This is a genomic window from Roseivivax isoporae LMG 25204 (assembly GCF_000521865.1).
Lineage (GTDB): Bacteria > Pseudomonadota > Alphaproteobacteria > Rhodobacterales > Rhodobacteraceae > Roseivivax > Roseivivax isoporae.
The window spans coordinates 41,514-60,020 of the sequence record NZ_JAME01000005.1 but is presented as its reverse complement, the minus strand read 5'-3'; the positions used below and the strand labels follow the sequence as shown (position 1 = coordinate 60,020).

General features: G+C 71.7%; 12 protein-coding genes and 1 tRNA gene. 9 read left to right on the top strand and 4 right to left on the bottom strand.

Annotated features, from left to right (window positions below; translation table 11 throughout):
• Positions 1-136 precede the first annotated feature (136 nt).
• Positions 137-2,050, top strand: coding sequence for a hypothetical protein (locus RISW2_RS25445; RefSeq protein WP_043767139.1), 1,914 nt, complete (start codon positions 137-139; stop codon positions 2,048-2,050).
• Positions 2,051-2,060: 10 nt separating this feature from the next.
• On the opposite strand, the gene RISW2_RS04290 is transcribed toward RISW2_RS25445, so the two are convergent.
• Positions 2,061-2,134 (bottom strand) — tRNA-Gly (locus tag RISW2_RS04290).
• A 150-nt stretch (positions 2,135-2,284) separates the two neighbouring features.
• Here RISW2_RS04290 and RISW2_RS04285 point away from each other — a divergent pair.
• From RISW2_RS04285 to RISW2_RS04260, 6 genes are all read left to right on the top strand, one after another.
• Entirely contained in the window at positions 2,285-2,500 is a 216-nt protein-coding gene (locus RISW2_RS04285; RefSeq protein ID WP_043767137.1) for a hypothetical protein, read from the top strand.
• Between the two features lie 137 nt (positions 2,501-2,637).
• Positions 2,638-5,976 carry a transglutaminase family protein gene (locus RISW2_RS04280; RefSeq protein ID WP_043767136.1) on the top strand — a complete coding sequence of 1,113 codons (3,339 nt, stop codon included), beginning with the start codon at positions 2,638-2,640 and terminating at the stop codon, positions 5,974-5,976.
• A 4-nt stretch (positions 5,977-5,980) separates the two neighbouring features.
• Positions 5,981-8,377 carry a circularly permuted type 2 ATP-grasp protein gene (locus RISW2_RS04275; protein WP_043767134.1) on the top strand — a complete coding sequence of 799 codons (2,397 nt, stop codon included), beginning with the start codon at positions 5,981-5,983 and terminating at the stop codon, positions 8,375-8,377.
• 3 nt (positions 8,378-8,380) lie between these two features.
• Positions 8,381-9,259, top strand: coding sequence for a transglutaminase family protein (locus RISW2_RS04270; protein ID WP_043767133.1), 879 nt, complete (start codon positions 8,381-8,383; stop codon positions 9,257-9,259).
• A gap of 133 nt (positions 9,260-9,392) precedes the next feature.
• The gene (locus tag RISW2_RS04265) at positions 9,393-10,241 is read left to right on the top strand and encodes an SMP-30/gluconolactonase/LRE family protein (protein ID WP_043767131.1); all 849 of its coding nucleotides are present in this window, start codon (positions 9,393-9,395) and stop codon (positions 10,239-10,241) included.
• A 4-nt stretch (positions 10,242-10,245) separates the two neighbouring features.
• Positions 10,246-11,352, top strand: coding sequence for an NAD(P)/FAD-dependent oxidoreductase (locus tag RISW2_RS04260; RefSeq protein WP_043767130.1), 1,107 nt, complete (start codon positions 10,246-10,248; stop codon positions 11,350-11,352).
• Here RISW2_RS04260 and RISW2_RS04255 read toward each other — a convergent pair.
• The gene (locus RISW2_RS04255; RefSeq protein WP_043767128.1) at positions 11,349-11,789 is read right to left on the bottom strand and encodes an Lrp/AsnC family transcriptional regulator; all 441 of its coding nucleotides are present in this window, start codon (positions 11,787-11,789) and stop codon (positions 11,349-11,351) included. The two genes, RISW2_RS04260 and RISW2_RS04255, sit on opposite strands and share 4 nt — an antisense overlap.
• Positions 11,790-11,915: 126 nt before the next feature.
• Between RISW2_RS04255 and RISW2_RS04250 the strand changes: the two genes are divergently transcribed.
• The gene (locus RISW2_RS04250; protein ID WP_043767127.1) at positions 11,916-15,332 is read left to right on the top strand and encodes an indolepyruvate ferredoxin oxidoreductase family protein; all 3,417 of its coding nucleotides are present in this window, start codon (positions 11,916-11,918) and stop codon (positions 15,330-15,332) included.
• Positions 15,333-15,349: 17 nt separating this feature from the next.
• Here the strand turns inward: RISW2_RS04250 and RISW2_RS04245 are convergent, their stop codons facing one another.
• Together RISW2_RS04245 and RISW2_RS04240 are read right to left on the bottom strand one after the other, a co-directional pair.
• Positions 15,350-15,691 (bottom strand): response regulator, encoded by a 342-nt coding sequence (locus RISW2_RS04245; protein WP_051491793.1) that lies wholly within the window; start codon positions 15,689-15,691, stop codon positions 15,350-15,352.
• On the bottom strand, positions 15,660-17,441 hold the full coding sequence (locus RISW2_RS04240; protein ID WP_043767125.1) for a PAS domain S-box protein: 1,782 nt from the start codon (positions 17,439-17,441) through the stop codon (positions 15,660-15,662). The genes RISW2_RS04245 and RISW2_RS04240 overlap by 32 nt, the downstream gene beginning before the upstream one ends.
• Positions 17,442-17,637: 196 nt before the next feature.
• Between RISW2_RS04240 and RISW2_RS04235 the strand changes: the two genes are divergently transcribed.
• Positions 17,638-18,483, top strand: coding sequence for an arsenate reductase/protein-tyrosine-phosphatase family protein (locus tag RISW2_RS04235; RefSeq protein ID WP_043767123.1), 846 nt, complete (start codon positions 17,638-17,640; stop codon positions 18,481-18,483).
• The last annotated feature ends 24 nt before the right edge of the window (positions 18,484-18,507 follow it).

The window sequence follows — 18,507 nt, the reverse complement described above, 5'->3', positions numbered from 1 at the left end:
CCCGGCCATGTCGACACCCGCGCCTGCCACGATTGCGCGAGACGTTGCGGAAATGCCGGGTCCGCCACAGGCTTGACCGGCGCGCCTGGCGGGGGCGAATGTCGTCGCGATTTCAGCAGCACCGGATTTGATTCCCATGATCCGCAGCGCGGCGCTCGCCACCGCCCTCGTCCTGGCGATCGTGCCGGGACCATCGCCGGCGCAGGCGCCGACAGATGCCTGGTCCTACGCGGCGCAGACCGAATTCCAGGACAACGTGGCCTGGGTCTACGGCACCGTCACCGGCGCGCAGAGCGAGTTCGGCGTCGACTGCAGCGGCGGCACCGCGATGGTCTACTTCGCCGACGGCCTGCTGCATGCGGGCGACACGCGGCAGGGCCGCGTCGCCCTGTCGGTAGATGGCCGCGACTTCTCGCGCGAGGGGACCTTCGAGCCGCTCGGGCACGTGGCGTGGTGGCGGATGGATGCGGGCGACGGCCTGCTCGAGGCGTTGCGGGCGGGACGGTCCGTCAGCGTCCGCGGCGACGTCAACGACCGCTTCTTCACCTTCGGGTTGCGCGGGTCGAGCGCCGCCATCGGCCAGGTTCTGGCCGCCTGCGGCGGCGCTGGGGCGGGCGCCCCGGTGGCAGCGGCAGATGCGTCGGGTCTCGGGCCCGCGGTGCCGCGCGCGCGGATCGAAGAGGCGTGCCGCGGGCCCTTCGACGCGGACGGCGCGATCGCTGAGGTGCGCATCGACGGCGACGATGCGCCCGATTTCGTGCTCGACTGGTCGCGTGTCACCTGTGCGAACCCGGCGGTGGGCCGCGGCGGCGGCTATTGCGGCATGCAGATGTGCACGCTCGACGTCTATGCCTCGTCCACGTGGCGGCCGGGCAGCTTTCCGCAGCCGATCCTCGCGCTCGGCTGGGCGGTGCCCGGTCCCGGCGCGGACCACGCGTTCGAGACCACCGTGCCGGGCGGCGCCTGCCCGGGGGGCGGTCCCTGCACGCGGCACTGGAACTGGACCGGCGGCGCCCTCGACGCGGTGCGGACGGTCGCCGCACAGGGCGTGGCGGCGCCTTCCGCCCCTCCCCAGCCGCCGGCTCCTGCCGCGGCCCCGGCTCCCGCGGCGCCGGCGGAGCCTGCCGCGCCCGCCGCGGCCCCCGCGCCCGAGGACGCAGACCCGCTGGCCTCGGCCGGCATCGTGCCGGGGCGCTGGACCTCCATCGTGCCCGAAAGCGCGATGGGTTTCGCCGCGGCGCTCTACATGGACCGCGACGGCGTCAGCATGACGCTCGCCTGCGGCCCGCAGCTGCCGGGGCTCGCGCTCGGGGTGACGGCACCGGCGCTGCAGGTCGGCGTGGCGGGCTTCGGGCCCGGCGACGACGTGCACGTGCGGCTGGACGGTGAGTCGTTCCGCACACGGTTCCACGAGGACCTCGCAAGCGGGGGCGACCCGATGCACCTTGCCGCGCGCTGGGACGGGCAGGAGCTGCTGCTCGACCTCCTGGCGGCGGGCGCGCCGGTCGACATCGTCGTGCATCCGGGCGGGCGGGCCGACGCGGCGCGGGTCGTCGCGACCATTCCCGGCAGCGCCGCGGATCCGGGTTATGCGCAGGTGCATCACATCTGCGGCACCGGCCCCGAGCCCGGCGGCCCGGTGCGGCCGCAGCCGGGCATGATCAACGACGGCCATGCGGGGGACTGGGGCCTGCGGCACCGGACCGAGCATTTCCTCGTGCCCGTGGCGCGCAGCGTCGATCGCCGCAACGGCATGGCGTTCGGGCTGCACTGTGCCGACGACGGCACGCCGTCGGGCCACCTGAACCCGGTCCTGCTGGAACCCGGCGCACCCCGGCGCGTGACCCTCGAGGCCGGCGGGCGGACCTTCGTGCTGGACGGTTACGGAGATCGCGGCGGCACGGTGTCGTTCCCGCTCGACCCGGCGCTCGGCGCGGCCATGGCGGCGGGCGGCGAGGTGCGCTGGATCGTCGACGGCGCCCCGATGAACGTCTTCCGGACGGGCGGGATGGAGGCCGCCATGCGGTTCGCGCTGTCGGGCTGTTCCTGAGGGGGGCATCTGGAGCGGGTGAAGGGAATCGAACCCTCGTCTTAAGCTTGGGAAGCTCCTGCTCTACCATTGAGCTACACCCGCGACGCCGATCATCTAGCATCGGCCCGCGCGCCCGTTCAAGCGCAAAGCGCAGCGCACGCGGCACCCTGCCACCCCGAGCAGATGTGAGTTGTCTGTAACACGGATTCCGGATAGTTTTGAACTGATCGGTTCAGTTTTCGGAGGCTGACGATGACGACCCGTTACACCCCGTATCTGCGCCACCCGGCGGTGCGGAACTTCACGCTGTGCAAGGCGGCGCTGCTCGCCGCGCTCATCGGGCTCGGCCACTGGGCGGGCTCGCTGGAACGCGCCGAGGCGCACGATCCGCTCGAAAGCGCGCAGACCGCGGACGCGACCGCGGGGCAGGTGCTGTTCGGGTGCGACGGACAGGTGCGGGACGCCTGATCGCCGCGCTGTGGCGAAAACGCCCATCCATGCGGCGCTCTGCCCGTCCGGCGGGCGCGCCGCCCGCAAAGTGGCGTGCATTGCGGGCGTTTCCCTGATTTGGTGCTGACGCAACCCGCGAAAGACCTGTCGGCACCATGGCCATCCACGCAAGCATCCATCACCTCACGCAGTACAGCTACGACCGCAACGTGACGCTCGGTCCGCAGATCGTGCGCCTGCGGCCGGCGCCGCACAGCCGGACGCGCGTCATCTCGCATTCGCTGAAGGTCGGGCCCGAGCCGCATTTCGTGAACCACCAGCAGGACCCCTACGGCAACTGGCTGGCGCGATTCGTCTTTCCGGAGCCCGTGCGCGAGTTCCGCATCGAGGTCGATCTCGTGGCCGACATGTCGGTCTACAACCCGTTCGACTTCTTCGTCGAGGACAGCGCCGAGACCTACCCGTTCGACTACCCTGCCGATCTCGCGGACGACCTCGCGATCTACAAGCGCCCGGTGGAGACCGGGCCGCGCTTTGCCGACTACGTGGGGGGCGTCAGCCGCGCGCGGCAGCGCACGGTCGACATGCTGGTGGGGCTGAACGCGCGCGTCGCCGCGGACGTCACCTACCTGATCCGGATGGAGCCCGGCGTGCAGACCCCCGAGGAGACGCTCGAGAAGGGGTCGGGGTCGTGCCGCGACAGCTCGTGGCTGCTCGTGAACCTGCTGCGGCATCTCGGGTTCGCCGCGCGGTTCGTGTCGGGCTACCTGATCCAGCTCAAGCCCGACCTGCAGGCGCTCGATGGGCCCTCTGGGACCGACCACGACTTCACCGACCTGCACGCCTGGGTCGAGGCCTACGTGCCGGGCGCGGGCTGGATCGGGCTCGACCCGACGAGCGGCCTCCTGGCCGGGGAAAGCCACATCCCGCTGGCCGCGACGCCGCATTACCGCAACGCCGCGCCGATCGCCGGAGGCTTCACCGCCGCGGGACCGGTGCAGACCACCTTCGACTTCGACATGAAGGTGACGCGGGTGGCGGAGCATCCGCGCATCACCAAGCCCTTCTCGGACGCGGCGTGGGAGGACCTCAACGCGCTCGGCCACAAGGTCGACGCGGCGCTGCAGGCGGGCGACGTGCGGCTGACCATGGGCGGCGAGCCGACCTTCGTGTCGATCGACGACTACGAGAGCGCGGAGTGGAACACCGCGGCCGTGGGGCCGATGAAGCGCGGGCTTGCCGACCGGCTGATCCGGCGGCTGCGCACGCGCTTCGCGCCCGGCGGTTTCCTGCATTACGGGCAGGGCAAGTGGTACCCGGGCGAGACGCTGCCGCGCTGGACCTTCTCGCTCTATTGGCGGCGCGACGGCGCACCGATCTGGTCCGACGAGAGCCTCGTCGCGCAGGAGGCGGGCAGCACCGAGCTGGGCGCGCAGGAGGCGGGCAGCTACCTCGCCACGCTCGCCGACGAGCTCGGGCTCGAACCCGACTTCGTGCTGCCCGCCTTCGAGGATCCGGCGGAATGGATCCTGAAGGAAGCGAACCTGCCCGAGAACGTGAGCCCCGAGAACTCGAAGCTGAAGGACCCCGAGCAACGGCACCGCATCGCGACCGTCTTCGACCGCGGCCTGACGGAGCCCACGGGCTACGTGCTGCCGATCCAGGCCTGGCAGTCCAAGGCCGAGGGCCGGCGCTGGCGGTCCGAGAAGTGGCGCCTGCGCCGTGGCCGCGTCTTCCTCGTGCCGGGGGACAGCCCGGTGGGCTACCGCATCCCGCTCGGGTCGCTGCCCTACATCCCGCCCGCGCAGTATCCCTACACCTATGTGACCGACCCCACGGTCGAGCGCGGGCCGCTGCCCGACTACGACCACGGGCCCGAGCAGGTCGGCGACCGTCCGCAGCCGGTCTCGGCGCCCGCGCCCGTGGGTCCGGTCCAGACCGTGATCGAGCAGGAACTGGCGCCGGTCGGCGGCGCCGTCCGCACGGCGCTGTCGGTCGAGCCGCGCGACGGCAAGCTCTGCGTCTTCATGCCGCCGGTCGAAAGCCTCGAGGACTACCTCGACCTCGTGGCGGCGGCAGAGCGGACCGCGAAGCGGCTGGACCTGCCCGTGCACATCGAGGGCTACGGGCCGCCGCAGGACCCGAGGCTCAACGTCATCCGCGTCGCGCCCGATCCAGGCGTGATCGAGGTGAACATCCACCCCGCCCACAGCTGGGAGGATTGCGTCGCCACCACCGAGGCGATCTACGAGGAGGCGCGCAAGACGCGGCTCGGCGCCGACAAGTTCATGATCGACGGCCGGCACACCGGCACGGGCGGGGGCAACCACGTGGTGGTGGGCGGCGCCACGCCGAACGATTCGCCGTTCCTGAGGCGGCCCGACCTGCTGAAGTCGCTGATCCTGATGTGGCAGCGGCATCCCTCGCTCAGCTACCTGTTCTCGGGGCTCTTCATCGGGCCGACCAGCCAGGCGCCGCGGATCGACGAGGCGCGCCACGACAGCCTCTACGAGCTCGAGATCGCGCTGGCCAACATCCCCGCGCCCGACTCGGGCCCGCCGCCGCGGCCCTGGCTCGTCGACCGGCTGCTGCGCAACATCCTGATCGACGTGACCGGCAACACGCACCGCGCCGAGATCTGCATCGACAAGCTCTACTCGCCGGACGGGCCGACCGGCCGGCTCGGCCTCGTGGAGTTCCGCGGCTTCGAGATGCCGCCCGATCCGAAGATGAGCCTCGCGCAGCAGGTTCTGCTGCGCGCCATCATCGCCCGGTGCTGGCAGGCGCCGGTGTCGGGACGGCCGGTGCGCTGGGGGACAGAGCTGCACGACCGCTTCATGCTGCCCTACTATCTCTGGCAGGATTTCCTCGACGTCCTGCGCGATCTCGGCGCGCACGGCTTCGCGCTCGATCCCCTCTGGTTCGAGGCGCAGGCCGAGTTCCGCTTCCCGTTCTGCGGGCAGGTCGACTACGAGGGCACCCATCTCGAGCTGCGGCAGGCGCTCGAGCCGTGGCATGTCCTGGGCGAGCGCGGCGCGATCGGGGGGACGGTGCGTTACACCGACAGCTCTGTCGAGCGGCTGCAGGTGCAGCTGACGACGCAGAACCCCGGTCGCTACGCGGTGACCTGCAACGGGCGGCAGGTGCCGCTGCGACCGACCGTCACCTCGGGCGTCGCCGTCGCCGGCGTGCGCTTCAAGGCGTGGCAGCCCGCCGAGGCGCTGCACCCGACGGTGCCGGTACACGCGCCGCTGACCTTCGACGTCTACGACACCTGGACGGGCCGGGCGCTCGGCGGCTGCCGCTACCACGTGGCGCATCCCGGCGGGCGCAGCTACGAGACCTTCCCGATCAACGGCAACGAGGCCGAGGCGCGCAGGCTCGCCCGGTTCGAACCGCACGGCCACGTCCCGGGAACCTACCGGCCGGGCACCGAGACGCCGCATCCCGAGTTTCCCATGACGCTGGACCTGCGCCGGCCGGCGGGGATGTGACGCCATGGACGACGGGACCGGCTCATCGCGCGACGTCGCGGCGCTGATCGCCGACTATGCCGTTCCGCCCGGGGTGGCGGACGAGATGATCGGGCCGGACGGCCGGGTGCGCGCGGTCTGGCAGCCCTTCCTCGACCGTTTCGCCCGGCTCTCGCCCGAGGACGTCGCGCGCCGTTTCGCCCGCGGCGACCGCTACCTGCGCGATGCCGGCGTGTTCTTCCGCCAGTACCGCGACGACGGGCCGGCAGAGCGTGACTGGCCCCTGTCGCACGTGCCGGTCCTGCTGCCAGAGAGCGAATGGACCGACATCTCGGCCGCGCTGGTCGAGCGCGCGGAACTGCTCGAGCGCGTGGTCGCGGACCTCTACGGTCCCGGCGACCTCGTGCGCGACGGGTTCCTGCCGCCCGAACTCGTGGCGCAGAACCCGGCATGGCTGCGGCCCATGGTGGGGGCGCGGCCGCCCTCGGGCCACTACCTGCACTTCGTGGCCTTCGAGCTCGGCCGCTCGCCGGACGGGTCGTGGTTCGTCCTCGGCGACCGGACCGAGGCGCCGTCCGGCGCGGGCTTCGCGCTCGAGAACCGGGTGGCGACCATGCGCGCCTTCTCGGACCCGTTCGAGCACGGCACGATCCACCGCCTCGCGGGGTTCTTCCGGTCGTTCCGCTCGGCGCTGCAGCGGTCGGCCGCGTCGCTCGAGGGGCGGATGGCCATCCTGACGCCGGGCCTCGGGACCGAGACCTATTTCGAACACGCCTACATCGCGCGCTATCTCGGCCTCATGCTGCTCGAGGGAGAGGACCTGCGCGTCGTCGACGGCCGCGTGATGGTGCGCACGGTGGCGGGGCTGAAGCCCGTCTCGGTGCTGTGGCGGCGGCTCGATTCGGCCTTCGCCGATCCGCTCGAGCTCGACGGCGGCTCGCAGCTCGGCACGCCGGGGCTCGCGGGGGCGATCCGCGGCGGCCACGTGGCGATGGCGAACGCGCTGGGCTCGGGCATCGTGCAGACGCGGGCTTTCCTCGCCTTCCTGCCGCGCATCGCGCGGGCGCTGCAGGGCAAGCCCCTGGCGCTGCCCAACATCGCCACGTGGTGGTGCGGCCAGCAGGCCGAGCGCGACTACGTGGCGGAGAACCTGTCACGCATGATGGTGGGTCCGGCGCTGAGCCAGGACCTGCCGTTCGAGACCACCGACGACACGGTGATCGCGGGCCGCTTCCAGGACGGGCGCGACCTCGACCCGCGCGCCTGGGTCCGGGCGCGGGCGGGCGATCTCGTGGGACAGGAGGCGGTCGCGCTGTCGACGACGCCGGTGCACGAGGATGGGGCGTTCCGCCCGCGGCCGGTGATGCTGCGCGTCTTCGCCGCGCGCACCGCCGAGGGCTGGCGCGTCATGCCGGGGGGCTACGCGCGCATCGGGCCCTCCGAGGACGCCACCGCCCTGGCGCTGCGGCGGGGCGGGCGTGTCGCCGACGTCTGGATCGTGTCAGACCGCGACGTCCCGCCCGAGACGCTGGCCGCGCCGCAGGAGACGTTCCAGCGCGCCTCGGACAGCCTGCTGCCGAGCCGCGCGGCCGACAACCTCTACTGGCTCGGCCGCTACGTGGAGCGAGCCGAGAACCTGATCCGCCTCGTGCGCGCCTACAACCTGCGCCTCGCCGAGACCGGGCGCGAGGACGACCCGCGGGTGGCGCGGGCGGGCGCGCACCTGCGCCGTCTCGGCGTGCCCTCCGAGATCGGGGTTCCGGGGGCCGTGACGCAGTCGCTCGACAGCGCGATCCGCTGCGCCGCCAAGGTGCGCGACCGCTTTTCCATCGACGGCTGGACCGCGCTGCAGGTCCTGCGCGAGGAACTGGGCGACATCGCCGCGCGGGTGCAGCCCGGCGACGAGGCGAGCCGCGCGCTGGGCCAGCTCCTGCGCGGGGCGGCGGGATTCTCCGGCCTCGTGCACGACAACATGTACCGCTTCGCCGGCTGGCGGTTCCTGTCGATCGGGCGCGCGATGGAGAGGGCGCAGAACATGACCGGGATCCTGCGCGACTTCGCCAGCCCGGAGGCGCCCGAGGGCAGTTTCGACATCGCCATCGAGGTCGGCGACAGCGTGATGACCCACCGCCGCCGCTACCAGATCGAGACCAATCGCAACACGGTGATCGACCTGCTGGCGCTCGACCACCGCAACCCGCGGTCGGTGCGCTACCAGGTCAGCCGGATCCTGTCGCTCGTCTCGGAACTGCCGGGGGCCGAGGTCAACGGGGAGCTGTCGCATGTCATGCGCGCGGCGCTGCGGATCGAGACGCGGCTCGCCACCGCCGAGCCCGAGGAACTCGACGCCAAGGGGCTCGCCGCGCTGCAGACCAGCCTCGTGGAACTGTCGGAGCGGCTGACCGCCGCCTACCTGGTGTAGATCATGCGCTACGACCTGACTCTCGGCATTGCCTACGACTACGCCCAGCCGGCGCCGCTCATGCGCAACCTGCTGCGGGTGATGCCGCGGCAGATCGCGGGCGTGCAGCAGGTGCTCGAGGCGCGCATCTCCGTGTTGCCCGATCCCGACGTGATGACCGACCGGCGCGATTTCTTCGGCAACGTGCTGACGGAGGTGGTGCACCAGCGCCCCGCGAAGCGGCTCGAGATCGAGGTGCGCGCGCGCGTCGACCGCACCGAGCCGGCCGCGAGCCTTGACCTGACGCCGCTCCTCGACCGGCTGCCGGCCGAGATCGCGGGCCAGCGCGGGCTCGAGCCGCACCGGCCGCACCATTTCCTCGGCGCCTCCCCGCGGGTCGAGCCCGATGCCGCGATCTCGGATTTCGCGCGCGACTGCCTGCCGCCGGGCGAGCCGGTGCTCGCGGCGGTGCGCGCGGTCGGCCGGGCGCTGCACGGTCACATGCGCTTCGATTCGGGCGCCACCGACGTCAACACCGCGCCGAGCGAGGCCTTCGCCGCGCGGCACGGCGTCTGCCAGGACTTCACCCACATCATGATCGCGGCGCTGCGCAGCCTCGGGATCCCCGCGGGCTACGTCTCGGGGTTCCTGCGCACGCGACCGCCGCCGGGCCGCCCGCGGCTCGAGGGGGCGGATGCGATGCACGCCTGGCTGCGGGCCTGGTGCGGGACCGAGACGGGCTGGGTCGAATACGACCCGACCAACGACCTGATCGTCGGCGCCGAGCACATCGCGGTCGCGGTCGGACGCGACTATTCCGACGTGGCGCCGGTCAAGGGCGCGGTGCGTTCGGCCGGCGGCGCTGCGACGCGCCACACCGTCGACCTCGTGCCGCTCGACTGACCGGACGGGGGAGCCCGCGGGCTCTGGCCAAGCCCGGCGCTTTCGCCCAGACTATGCCCCGCACGCATGCCGCCCGGCCGCGGGCCACGGTCCCGGGCAGGCCAGCGACAGGGCAGGACAGGAGCACGCTCCCATGGCGCATCTCATCTTCAGCGACACCTTGTGCAGCCTCGGCGAGGGGCCGCTCTGGCACCCGTGGGAGGAGGCGCTCTACTGGTTCGACATCCTCGGGTGCCGGCTCTACCGCCGCGACCAGAAGGGCGAGCAGTCCTGGGAGTTCGACCGGCACGTGTCGGCGGCGGGCTGGCTCGACAAGGGGCGCCTGCTGATCGCGTCCGAGACCGACCTCTTCACCTTCGACACCGCGACCGGCGCGGAGGAGCGCGTCGTCGCGCTGGAGGCGGACGTGCCCGAGACGCGGTCGAACGACGGACGCGCCGATCCCTGGGGCGGGTTCTGGATCGGGACCATGGCCAAGGACGCCTCGCCGGGGCTCGGGTCGATCTACCGGCTTTACCGCGGCGAGCTGCGCAAGCTCTTCGGCGAGCTGACCATCACGAACGCCATCTGCTTTGCCCCGGGCGGGGCCTATGCCTATTTCGCCGACACGCCCGAGATGAAGATCCACCGCGTGGCGCTGGACGCGGACGGCTGGCCGGCGGAGGACCCCAAGGTGTTCGTCGACCTGTCGGGCGAACGGCTCCGGCCCGACGGCGCGGTGGTGGACACGCAGGGCAATCTCTGGAACGCGCAATGGGGATCGGGGCGCGTCGCCTGCTACAGCCCTGACGGACGGTTCATGACCGCGGCGGGTTTCGCTGCAGGCCAGATCTCGTGCCCGGCCTTCGGCGGCCCGGACTACACCACGCTCTTCGCCACCTCCGCCGCCGACGGGGCAGGGGCCGACGACCCGCTGGCGGGCGCGACGTTCTCGATCCCCATGGGGTTCACAGGGCAGCGCGAGCACCAGGTGAAGCTCTGACGTCATGGCGCGCTGCGACATCCTCGTGATCGGCGGCGGGATCGCCGGCATCGGTGCGGCCGCCGAGGCGGCGGACGACGCGCGCGTCTGCGTGCTCGAGGCCGAGGCGCGGCCGGGGATGCACGCGACCGGGCGGTCGGCGGCGATCTTCATCCGCAATTACGGCAACGCGGTGCTGCGGGCGCTCAATGCCGCGTCGGAACCCGTCTTCGAGGCGCCGGGCGAACTGACCGACGGCCCGCTCCTGTCGCCACGGGGCGAGCTCCTGCTCGCGGACGAAGACGAGCTCGACGCGCTCGCGGAGTACGCGGAGGGGTCGGACGGCCTCGAGCGGCTGACCGGGGACGAGGCGGCCCGTCTCGTGCCGATCCTGCGCCCCGAGCGGATCGCGGCCGCGCTCTACGAGGCCGCGGCGCGGGACATCGACGTGGACCGGCTGTTGCAGGGCTACGTGCGGCGGCTGAAGGCGCGCGGCGGCACGATCGAGGGCGGCACGCCGGTCACCGCGATCACGCGGGCGGGCGGCGTTTGGCGCGTCGAGACCCCGCGCGGCACGTGGCAGGCGCCGGTCGTGGTGAACGCCGCGGGGGGCTGGGCCGACACGCTCGCCGAGACCGCGGGCGTTCCGCGGATCGGCCTCGTGCCCTGCCGGAGGTCGGCGGCCCTGCTGCCGGCGCCCGGGGGGCACGATATCGGTTCCTGGCCGGTCTTCGCCGCGGTCTCCGAGACCTGGTATGCCAAGCCCGATGCCGGGCGCCTGATGGTGTCGCCTGCCGACGAGGATCCGGTCGCACCGCACGACGTCTGGCCCGACGACATGGTGCTGGCGGAGGGGCTCGACCGCTACGCGCGGGCGGTGAGCGAACCCGTGACGCGAGTCCTGCGGTCCTGGGCGGGCATGCGCACCTTTGCGTCCGACCGCACGCCGGTCGTGGGCTTCGACGGGGCGGCGGAGGGGTTCTTCTGGCTCGCGGGGCAGGGAGGCTACGGCATCCAGACCGCGCCCGCGCTCAGCGCGCTGGCGGGTGCGCTGCTGACCGGTCGGCAGCCGGCGCTAGATCCCGCCACGGTCGCGGCGCTGGCGCCCGGCCGCCTGCGGGCCGCCGCCTAGCGCTTCAGGTCCCGCAGGACGACGTTGGTCTGCGCCGCGCGCACCGCGGGCAGCGCGAACAGGAACTCCTCGAGAAAGCGGTTGTAGGCCGCGATGTCGGTCGTCCTGACCCGCAGGTGATAGTCCGCCTGCCCGGTCGTCGCGTAGCATTCGCGCACCTCCGGACGCGCGGCCACTCCGGAGAGGAACCCCTTGAGCGCGCCCGGGTCGTGCCGGGTCAGCTGCACGTGCACGATCGCGTGAAAAGCCTGTCCCATCGCCTCGGGGTTCAGCACGGCGCCGTAACGCTCGATGACGCCCGCTTCCTCGAAGGCGCGGATGCGCCGCCAGCAGGCGGAGGTGGACATGCCCACCGCCGCGGCGAGCTCCGCGTGGCTCGCGCGGCAATCGCGCTCGATCAGCGCGAGAAGGCGGCGGTCGCGCTCGTCCAGTTCCATGCGGAGTCCTGTTTCAATTCTGCGGAGATCTGCGAAACCTCATACCGCCTCCGGGCGCCATGTGTCAAAAATCTGGAACGGCGCCGCGTCCGTCCCATGTCAGTATGGAGCGGAGGAGGAGCCGCCATGTCCGACCCGGGCCACGATTTCCGCAGCTATGCCCTGTCCGACCGCTACGAGATGACGGAGGGGCGGGTGTTCCTGACAGGCACCCAGGCGCTGGTGCGCATCATGTTCGACCAGGCGCGGCGCGACCGCGCGGCGGGGCTGAACACGGCGGGGTTCGTGTCCGGCTACCGTGGCTCGCCGCTGGGGGCGCTCGACCTCGAGTTCTGGCGCGAGAGCCGGCGCTGCGCCGAGAACGGGATCACCTTCCTGCCGGCGGTCAACGAGGACCTGGGCGCGACGGCGGTCCTCGGCGCGCAGCAGGCGGTGCTCGACCCGGCCTGCGAGGTCGAGGGCGTGTTCTCCATGTGGTACGGCAAGGGCCCCGGCGTCGACCGGTCGGGCGACGCGCTGCGCCACGGCAATGCCTACGGCTCGTCCGCGAAAGGCGGCGTGCTGGTGGTGGCGGGGGACGACCACGGCTGCGTGTCCTCCTCCATGCCGCACCAGTCCGACGTGGCCTTCATGACGTGGTTCATGCCGACTCTGAACCCGGCCTCGGTCGAGGAATACCTCTCCTTCGGGGAGTACGGCATCGCGCTGTCGCGCTATTCGGGCACCTGGGTCGGCTTCAAGGCGATCTCCGAGACGGTGGAATCGGGCCGGTCGGTCACGCTGCCCGCCGACCGCAGCTTTGTCCTGCCCACGATCGTCCTGCCGCCCGGGGGGCTGCACGTGCGTCCCTCGGACCTGCCGTCGCCCGGGATCGAGACGCGGATCGGCCACAAGCTGCGGGCGGTCGAGGCCTTCGTCGAGGCCAACCCGATCGACCGGCGGATCTACGACATCGAGGAAGCGGCTTACGGCTTCGTGACCACCGGCAAGGGCCATCTCGACCTCATGGAGGCGCTGCGGCTGCTCGGCCTCGACGAGGCGGCGTGCCGGCGGCTCGGGATCGACATCTACAAGGTGGGCATGGTCTGGCCGCTGGCGCGCCGCGACGCGCTCGCCTTCGTGAAGGGCAAGAAGGGGGTGCTCGTCGTCGAAGAGAAGCGCGGCATCATCGAGAGCCAGTTCAAGGAATATTTCTACGACTGGCCGGGCGAGAAACCGGCCAAGATGGTGGGCAAGCACGATGCCGCGGCGACCCGCGACCTCGTGCCGTGGACCGGGGAGCTCTCGCCGCTCGGGCTCGTGCCGATCGTGGCGGAGCGCCTCGCGCCGTTCTTCCCCGGGGAGAACCTGCCCGAGCGGGCGGCGGCGCTGGTCGCGCAGGAGCCGCCGGTGCTGAACGTCGCGGGCGCGACGCGGACGCCCTATTTCTGCTCGGGCTGCCCGCACAACAGCTCGACCAAGGTGCCCGAGGGCAGCCGGGCGCTCTCGGGCATCGGCTGCCACGTGATGGCGAGCTGGATGGGCCGCAACACCGGCGGCTATGCGCAGATGGGCGGCGAGGGCGTGCCGCACGCGGTCGCCTCGAGGTTTTCGGGCAAGGGTCACATCTTCCAGAACATCGGCGAGGGGACCTGGTACCATTCGGGCTCGCTCGCCGTGCGGCAGGCGATCGCGGCGGGCGCCAACATCACCTACAAGGTGCTGTTCAACGATGCCGTCGCCATGACCGGCGGACAGCCGGTGGACGGTCCCGTCTCGGTGGACGGCATCGCGTGGTCGAGCCGGGCCGAGGGCGTGCGGCGCATCGCGATCGTGTCCGACGACGTCGGCAAGTTCCGCCGCGGCGATTTCCCGCCCGGCACGACGTTCCATCCGCGCGAGGCGCTCGATCCGCTGCAGCGGGAGCTGCGGGACGAGCGCGGCGTGTCGGTCCTGATCTACGAGCAGACCTGCGCGACCGAAAAGCGCCGCCGCCGCAAGCGCGGCAAGGCGCCGGAGCCCGAGGCGATCCCGGTGATCAACGAGCTCGTCTGCGAAGGCTGCGGCGACTGCTCGGTCGAATCGAACTGCCTGAGCGTAGAGCCGGTCGAGACGCCCTTCGGCCGCAAGCGCCGGATCAACCTGTCGTCCTGCAACAGGGACTATTCCTGCCTGAACGGTTTCTGCCCGTCCTTCGTCACGGTGTCGGGGGCGAAGCGCGACATGCGCGGGGCGGCGCTCGACCCGGGGGCGCTCATGGCGGACATCCCGGCGCCCGCGCTGCCGGGGCTCGAGCGCCCGTTCGACCTGCTCGTGGGCGGCGTCGGCGGCACCGGGGTGGTCACGGTCGGCGCGCTCGTCACCATGGCCGCGCATCTCGAGGGGCGGGGCGCGTCGGTCCTAGACTTCACAGGCTTCGCGCAGAAATTCGGGACGGTCCTGTCCTACATCCGGCTCGGTGCTGCGCCCGAGGCGCTGAACCAGGTGCGGATCGAACGCGGTGCCGCCGACGCGGTGATCGGCTGTGACGTCGTGGTCAGCTCCTCGCCCAAGGCGTCGGCGCATTACCGAACGGGCACGCGCGTCGCGCTCAACACCGCGGCGATGCCCACGGGCGACCTCGTCCTCGACCGCGACGCGGATCTCCGGATCGGCGCCCGCGAGGCGGCCATCGCCGCGGCGGTGGGCGCGGACAACCTGCGGGCCATGGACGCGAACGCCCTGTCCGAGCGGCTGATGGGCGACCAGGTGTTCGCCAACGTGATGATGCTGGGCTTCGCGTGGCAGCTGGGGCTCGTGCCCGTGAGCGAGGTCGCGCTGAAGCAGGCGATCCTCCTGAACGGGGTCGCGGTCGAGAAGAACGGCCGTGCCTTCGACCTCGGCCGGGTGATGGCGGCCGCCCCCGAGCGGCTGGCACCGCCCGAGGCGGCGGCAGACCGGGACGAGACGCTCGACGAGATCATCGCGCGGCGCTCGGCCTTCCTGACCGACTACCAGGACGCGGCCTATGCGCGGCGGTTCGAGACGCGCATCGCCCGGTTCCGGGCCGCGGTGGCCGATGACGAATTGGTCCGGGACGCCGCGCGGTCGCTGTTCCGGCTGATGGCGGTCAAGGACGAGTACGAGGTCGCGCGGCTCATGACCGGACCGGCCTTCGCCGACCCCCTCGCCGCGCGGTTCGAGGGCACGCCGCGGCTGAGCTACCACATGGCGCCGCCGCTCCTGCCGCTGGGACGCGACGCGCGGGGCCGGCCGCGCAAGATCCGCCTCGGTCCCTGGCTCACGCCGGTGCTGCGCGGGCTGGCGCGCGCCCGGCGCCTCCGCGGCACGGCGTTCGACCCGTTCCGCCTCCACGCCGACCGCAGGCTCGACCGGGCGCTGCTCGGCTGGTTCGAGGACGTGCTCGACCGGGTGGAGACGGGCGTGACGCCCGAGACCCGCGAGGCCTGCGCGGCGCTCGTGGCGGCCCCGAGGGACATCCGCGGCTACGGCCCGGTGCGCGAGAAGGCCGCGCGAGAGGTCCGCGCCGCGATGGCGCCGCACCTCGAGGCGCTGGCGCGCTGACCCCGTGACCGCGGGCGTCAGCCCAGCATGGCGGTCAGTTCGCGCATCTGCACGGGCTTGCGGATGAGGTCGCAGCAACGCAGCGCTTCGGGCAGGCGCTGGTTCGAGTGGCCGGTCATGAACACCACGCGGATGTCGGCGTCGATGCAGGCCTGCGCGAAGTCGAAGGAGGTGTCGCGGCCCACGTTGATGTCGAGGAGCGCCAGCCGGAATGTGCCCGTGGACAGGAGTTCGCGCGCGCGCCTCAGGGTCAGCGCGGGCCCGACGACGGTCCAGCCCGCGGCCTCGAGCTCGAGCTGGATGTCGAGCGCGATGATCGCCTCGTCCTCAACCAGAAGTACCGCTTTTTCGACCGCCATTGTTCTCTACCCGCAGTGACATCGTTACAACGAGACCCGTCGGGGCGAAGTCCGTGTGGAGCTCGCCCTTCAGACTTTGCGTCAGCATGATCCGTATGAGGGCCGAACCGAAGCCCGTGGTTTCCGGTTCCGTGACCGGCGGCCCGCCGGCCTCGGTCCACGTCATCGTGATCATCGTTTCGCCCGGCTCGCGCGCGGCGGTCCAGTCGATCGCCACCTGGCCGTCCTCGGTCGAGAGTGCGCCGTACTTGATGGCGTTGGTCAGCAGCTCGTGCACGATGATGCCGACATTGCCGGCAGGGCCCGCGCCGAGCCGCACCCGCGGACCGGTGCAGGTCACCCGCCGCGAGCCCTTGGGGTAATAGATCTCGAACTGGCCCTCGATGATCTCGCGCAGGGTCGTGGTGCCCGCGTCGTTGTCGAAGATACTGTCGTGCGCGCGCGAGATCGCCTGCAGCCGCCCGGTGAAGCGTTCGTGGAAATCGTCCGGATCGCGCGAGGACCTGCGGGTGTGCGAGGACACCGACTGGATGGTCGCGAGCAGGTTCTTGACCCGATGGTTCAGCTCGTCGACGAGCAGGTCGCGCTGCGCCTCGGCCTCCTTCTGGCGGGTGATGTCCTGCAGCACCGAGATCAGGTAGTCGACGGTGCCGTCGGCGCGCCGCACGCAGCCGACCGTCAGGGTCGCCCAGACCACCTGTCCGTCGCGCCGGAGGTAGCGCTTCTGGATGGTGTACTCGTTGTAGTCGCCGTGCAGGAGCCCCGCGAGCTTGTCGAGATCGGTGACGAGGTCCTCGGGATGGGTCACGTCCTGGAAGCGGAGCGAGATCATCTCCTGCTTGGAATAGCCGAGCATCTCGCACAGGCACTGGTTCACCCGCAGCCAACTGCCGTCAGGGCCCACATGCGCCATTCCGACCGCGGCGTTCTCGAAGGTGCTGCGGAACAGTTCCTCGCTCTCGCGGATGGCCGCCTCGTAATGCGCGCGCTCCGAGAGGTCGTAGAAATGGCAGACCACGCCATAGCGGCGGTCGGGCATGAAGATGCGGTCGGCGCGCCACTCGTACGTCTCGACCACGGCGCGGTCCCGGCGCGTGTCGGTCAGGTCGTCGCTGTGATGGCTGCGCCCGGTCTCGAGCACGGACCGCAACTGCGCGACGATGGTGCGCGCCACGGCGTCTGGCCAGGCCGCGTGCATGATCTCGCCGTAGTTGCGGCCGATGAGCTCGTCGTGCTCGACATCGAAGGCCCGCCGCGCGCCGTCGCTCATGAAGCGCAGGACGAGGTCGGCATCGATGACGACGACGCCGAAGGGGCTGCTGCGCACCACCGTCGCGAAGGTGTCGTGCGCGTTCTCGAGCGCGATCTCGGTCCTGCGGCGGTCGCTGATGTCGGTGGCCGAGGGCACCAGCGCGGTCACGCGGCCCTGCGCGTTGCGCTGCGGCGCGATCTGGAAATCGATTGTCATGGGCTGGCCGCCCGCCACGCGCACGTCGGCGTCGAAGCGCACCGTGTCGCCGGCAGCGGCCCGCTCGCAGGCGGTGCGGACCCGGTCGACGAGGGCGGGATCGTGCGCGAACCATGGCGCGTCCCAGAAGATCACGCCGGCGATGTCGTCATGCGCGACGCCGGTCGCCTTCCGGGCGGGCTGGTTGATCTCGACGATCCGCCCGTCCGGCGACAGGACGCCCACGAACGCGATGACCGCGTCGAAGACGTCGTTCAGGCCGGATACCTCCATGGTTTCCATGGGCTTCCTGTATATTCCCTGGGGGTCAGCGACCGGACCCGACGCCTGCTAGCTAGCGTGTCGTACATGGACTGACACAGAGTCGTGGCGGCAACGACAAAAAATTCCGGTTGCGAAAGGTGAAGCGTGGCCGGCAGGCACGGGACGGGCGACGCGGACGGCTTGCACGGGCCGATAATTCCTATATTCTCGAAATATGGAAACCGATATCGTCCTGCAACTGACCACGCTCGGGCATCCGCAGCGGCTCGCGGTCTTCCGCCTGCTGGTGCGGCGCGCGCCGGATGCCGTGCCCGCGGGCGAGATCGCCGCCGCGCTCGGGATCAAGCCGTCGACCCTGTCCTCCTACCTTGCCGCGCTGTCGCGGGCCGGGCTCGTGACGCAAGCGCGCGCGGCCACCTCGCTGCGCTACGCGGTCGACGCGGAGGCGGTGCAGGCGATGGCCGAGACGCTGTTCCTCGAGTGCTGCCGGGGCCGGCCGGATCTCTGCCTCTCCCAGCCGGACGCGCAGCCCGGCATCGCCGCCGCCACGGGCGCGGGCAAGTCCCGGGTCCTCTTCATCTGCAGCGGCAATTCCGCCCGGTCGATCCTCGCGGAATCGATCCTGCGCGCCGAGGCGGGCGACCGGTTCGAGGTCCATTCCGCCGGCACCCGCCCGCGGTCGGAGCTGAACCCGCTCGCCCTGTCGCTGCTCGAGGACGAGGGCCACGACATCTCGATGCTGCACGCCAAGAACGTGGACGCCTTTCGCGGACCCGACGCGCCGCGCTTCGACTTCGTCTTCACCGTGTGCGACCAGGCCGCGAACGAGGACTGCCCGGCCTGGACGGGACAGCCGATCAGCGCGCATTGGGGAGTGCCCGACCCGGTCCGGGTCACGGGAGCCGCGTCGGAACGTGCCGCCGCCTTCCGGCGGGCCTACGGCGCGCTGCGCAGCCGCATCGCAGCCTTCGCCGCGCTGCCGGTCGACCGCCTCGACCGGGTGTCGCTGCAGAAGGCGGTCGACCGCATCGCCGGCATCGACGCCACCGCAGACGCCTGACCGCGCGCCTGACAGCCCACCCGA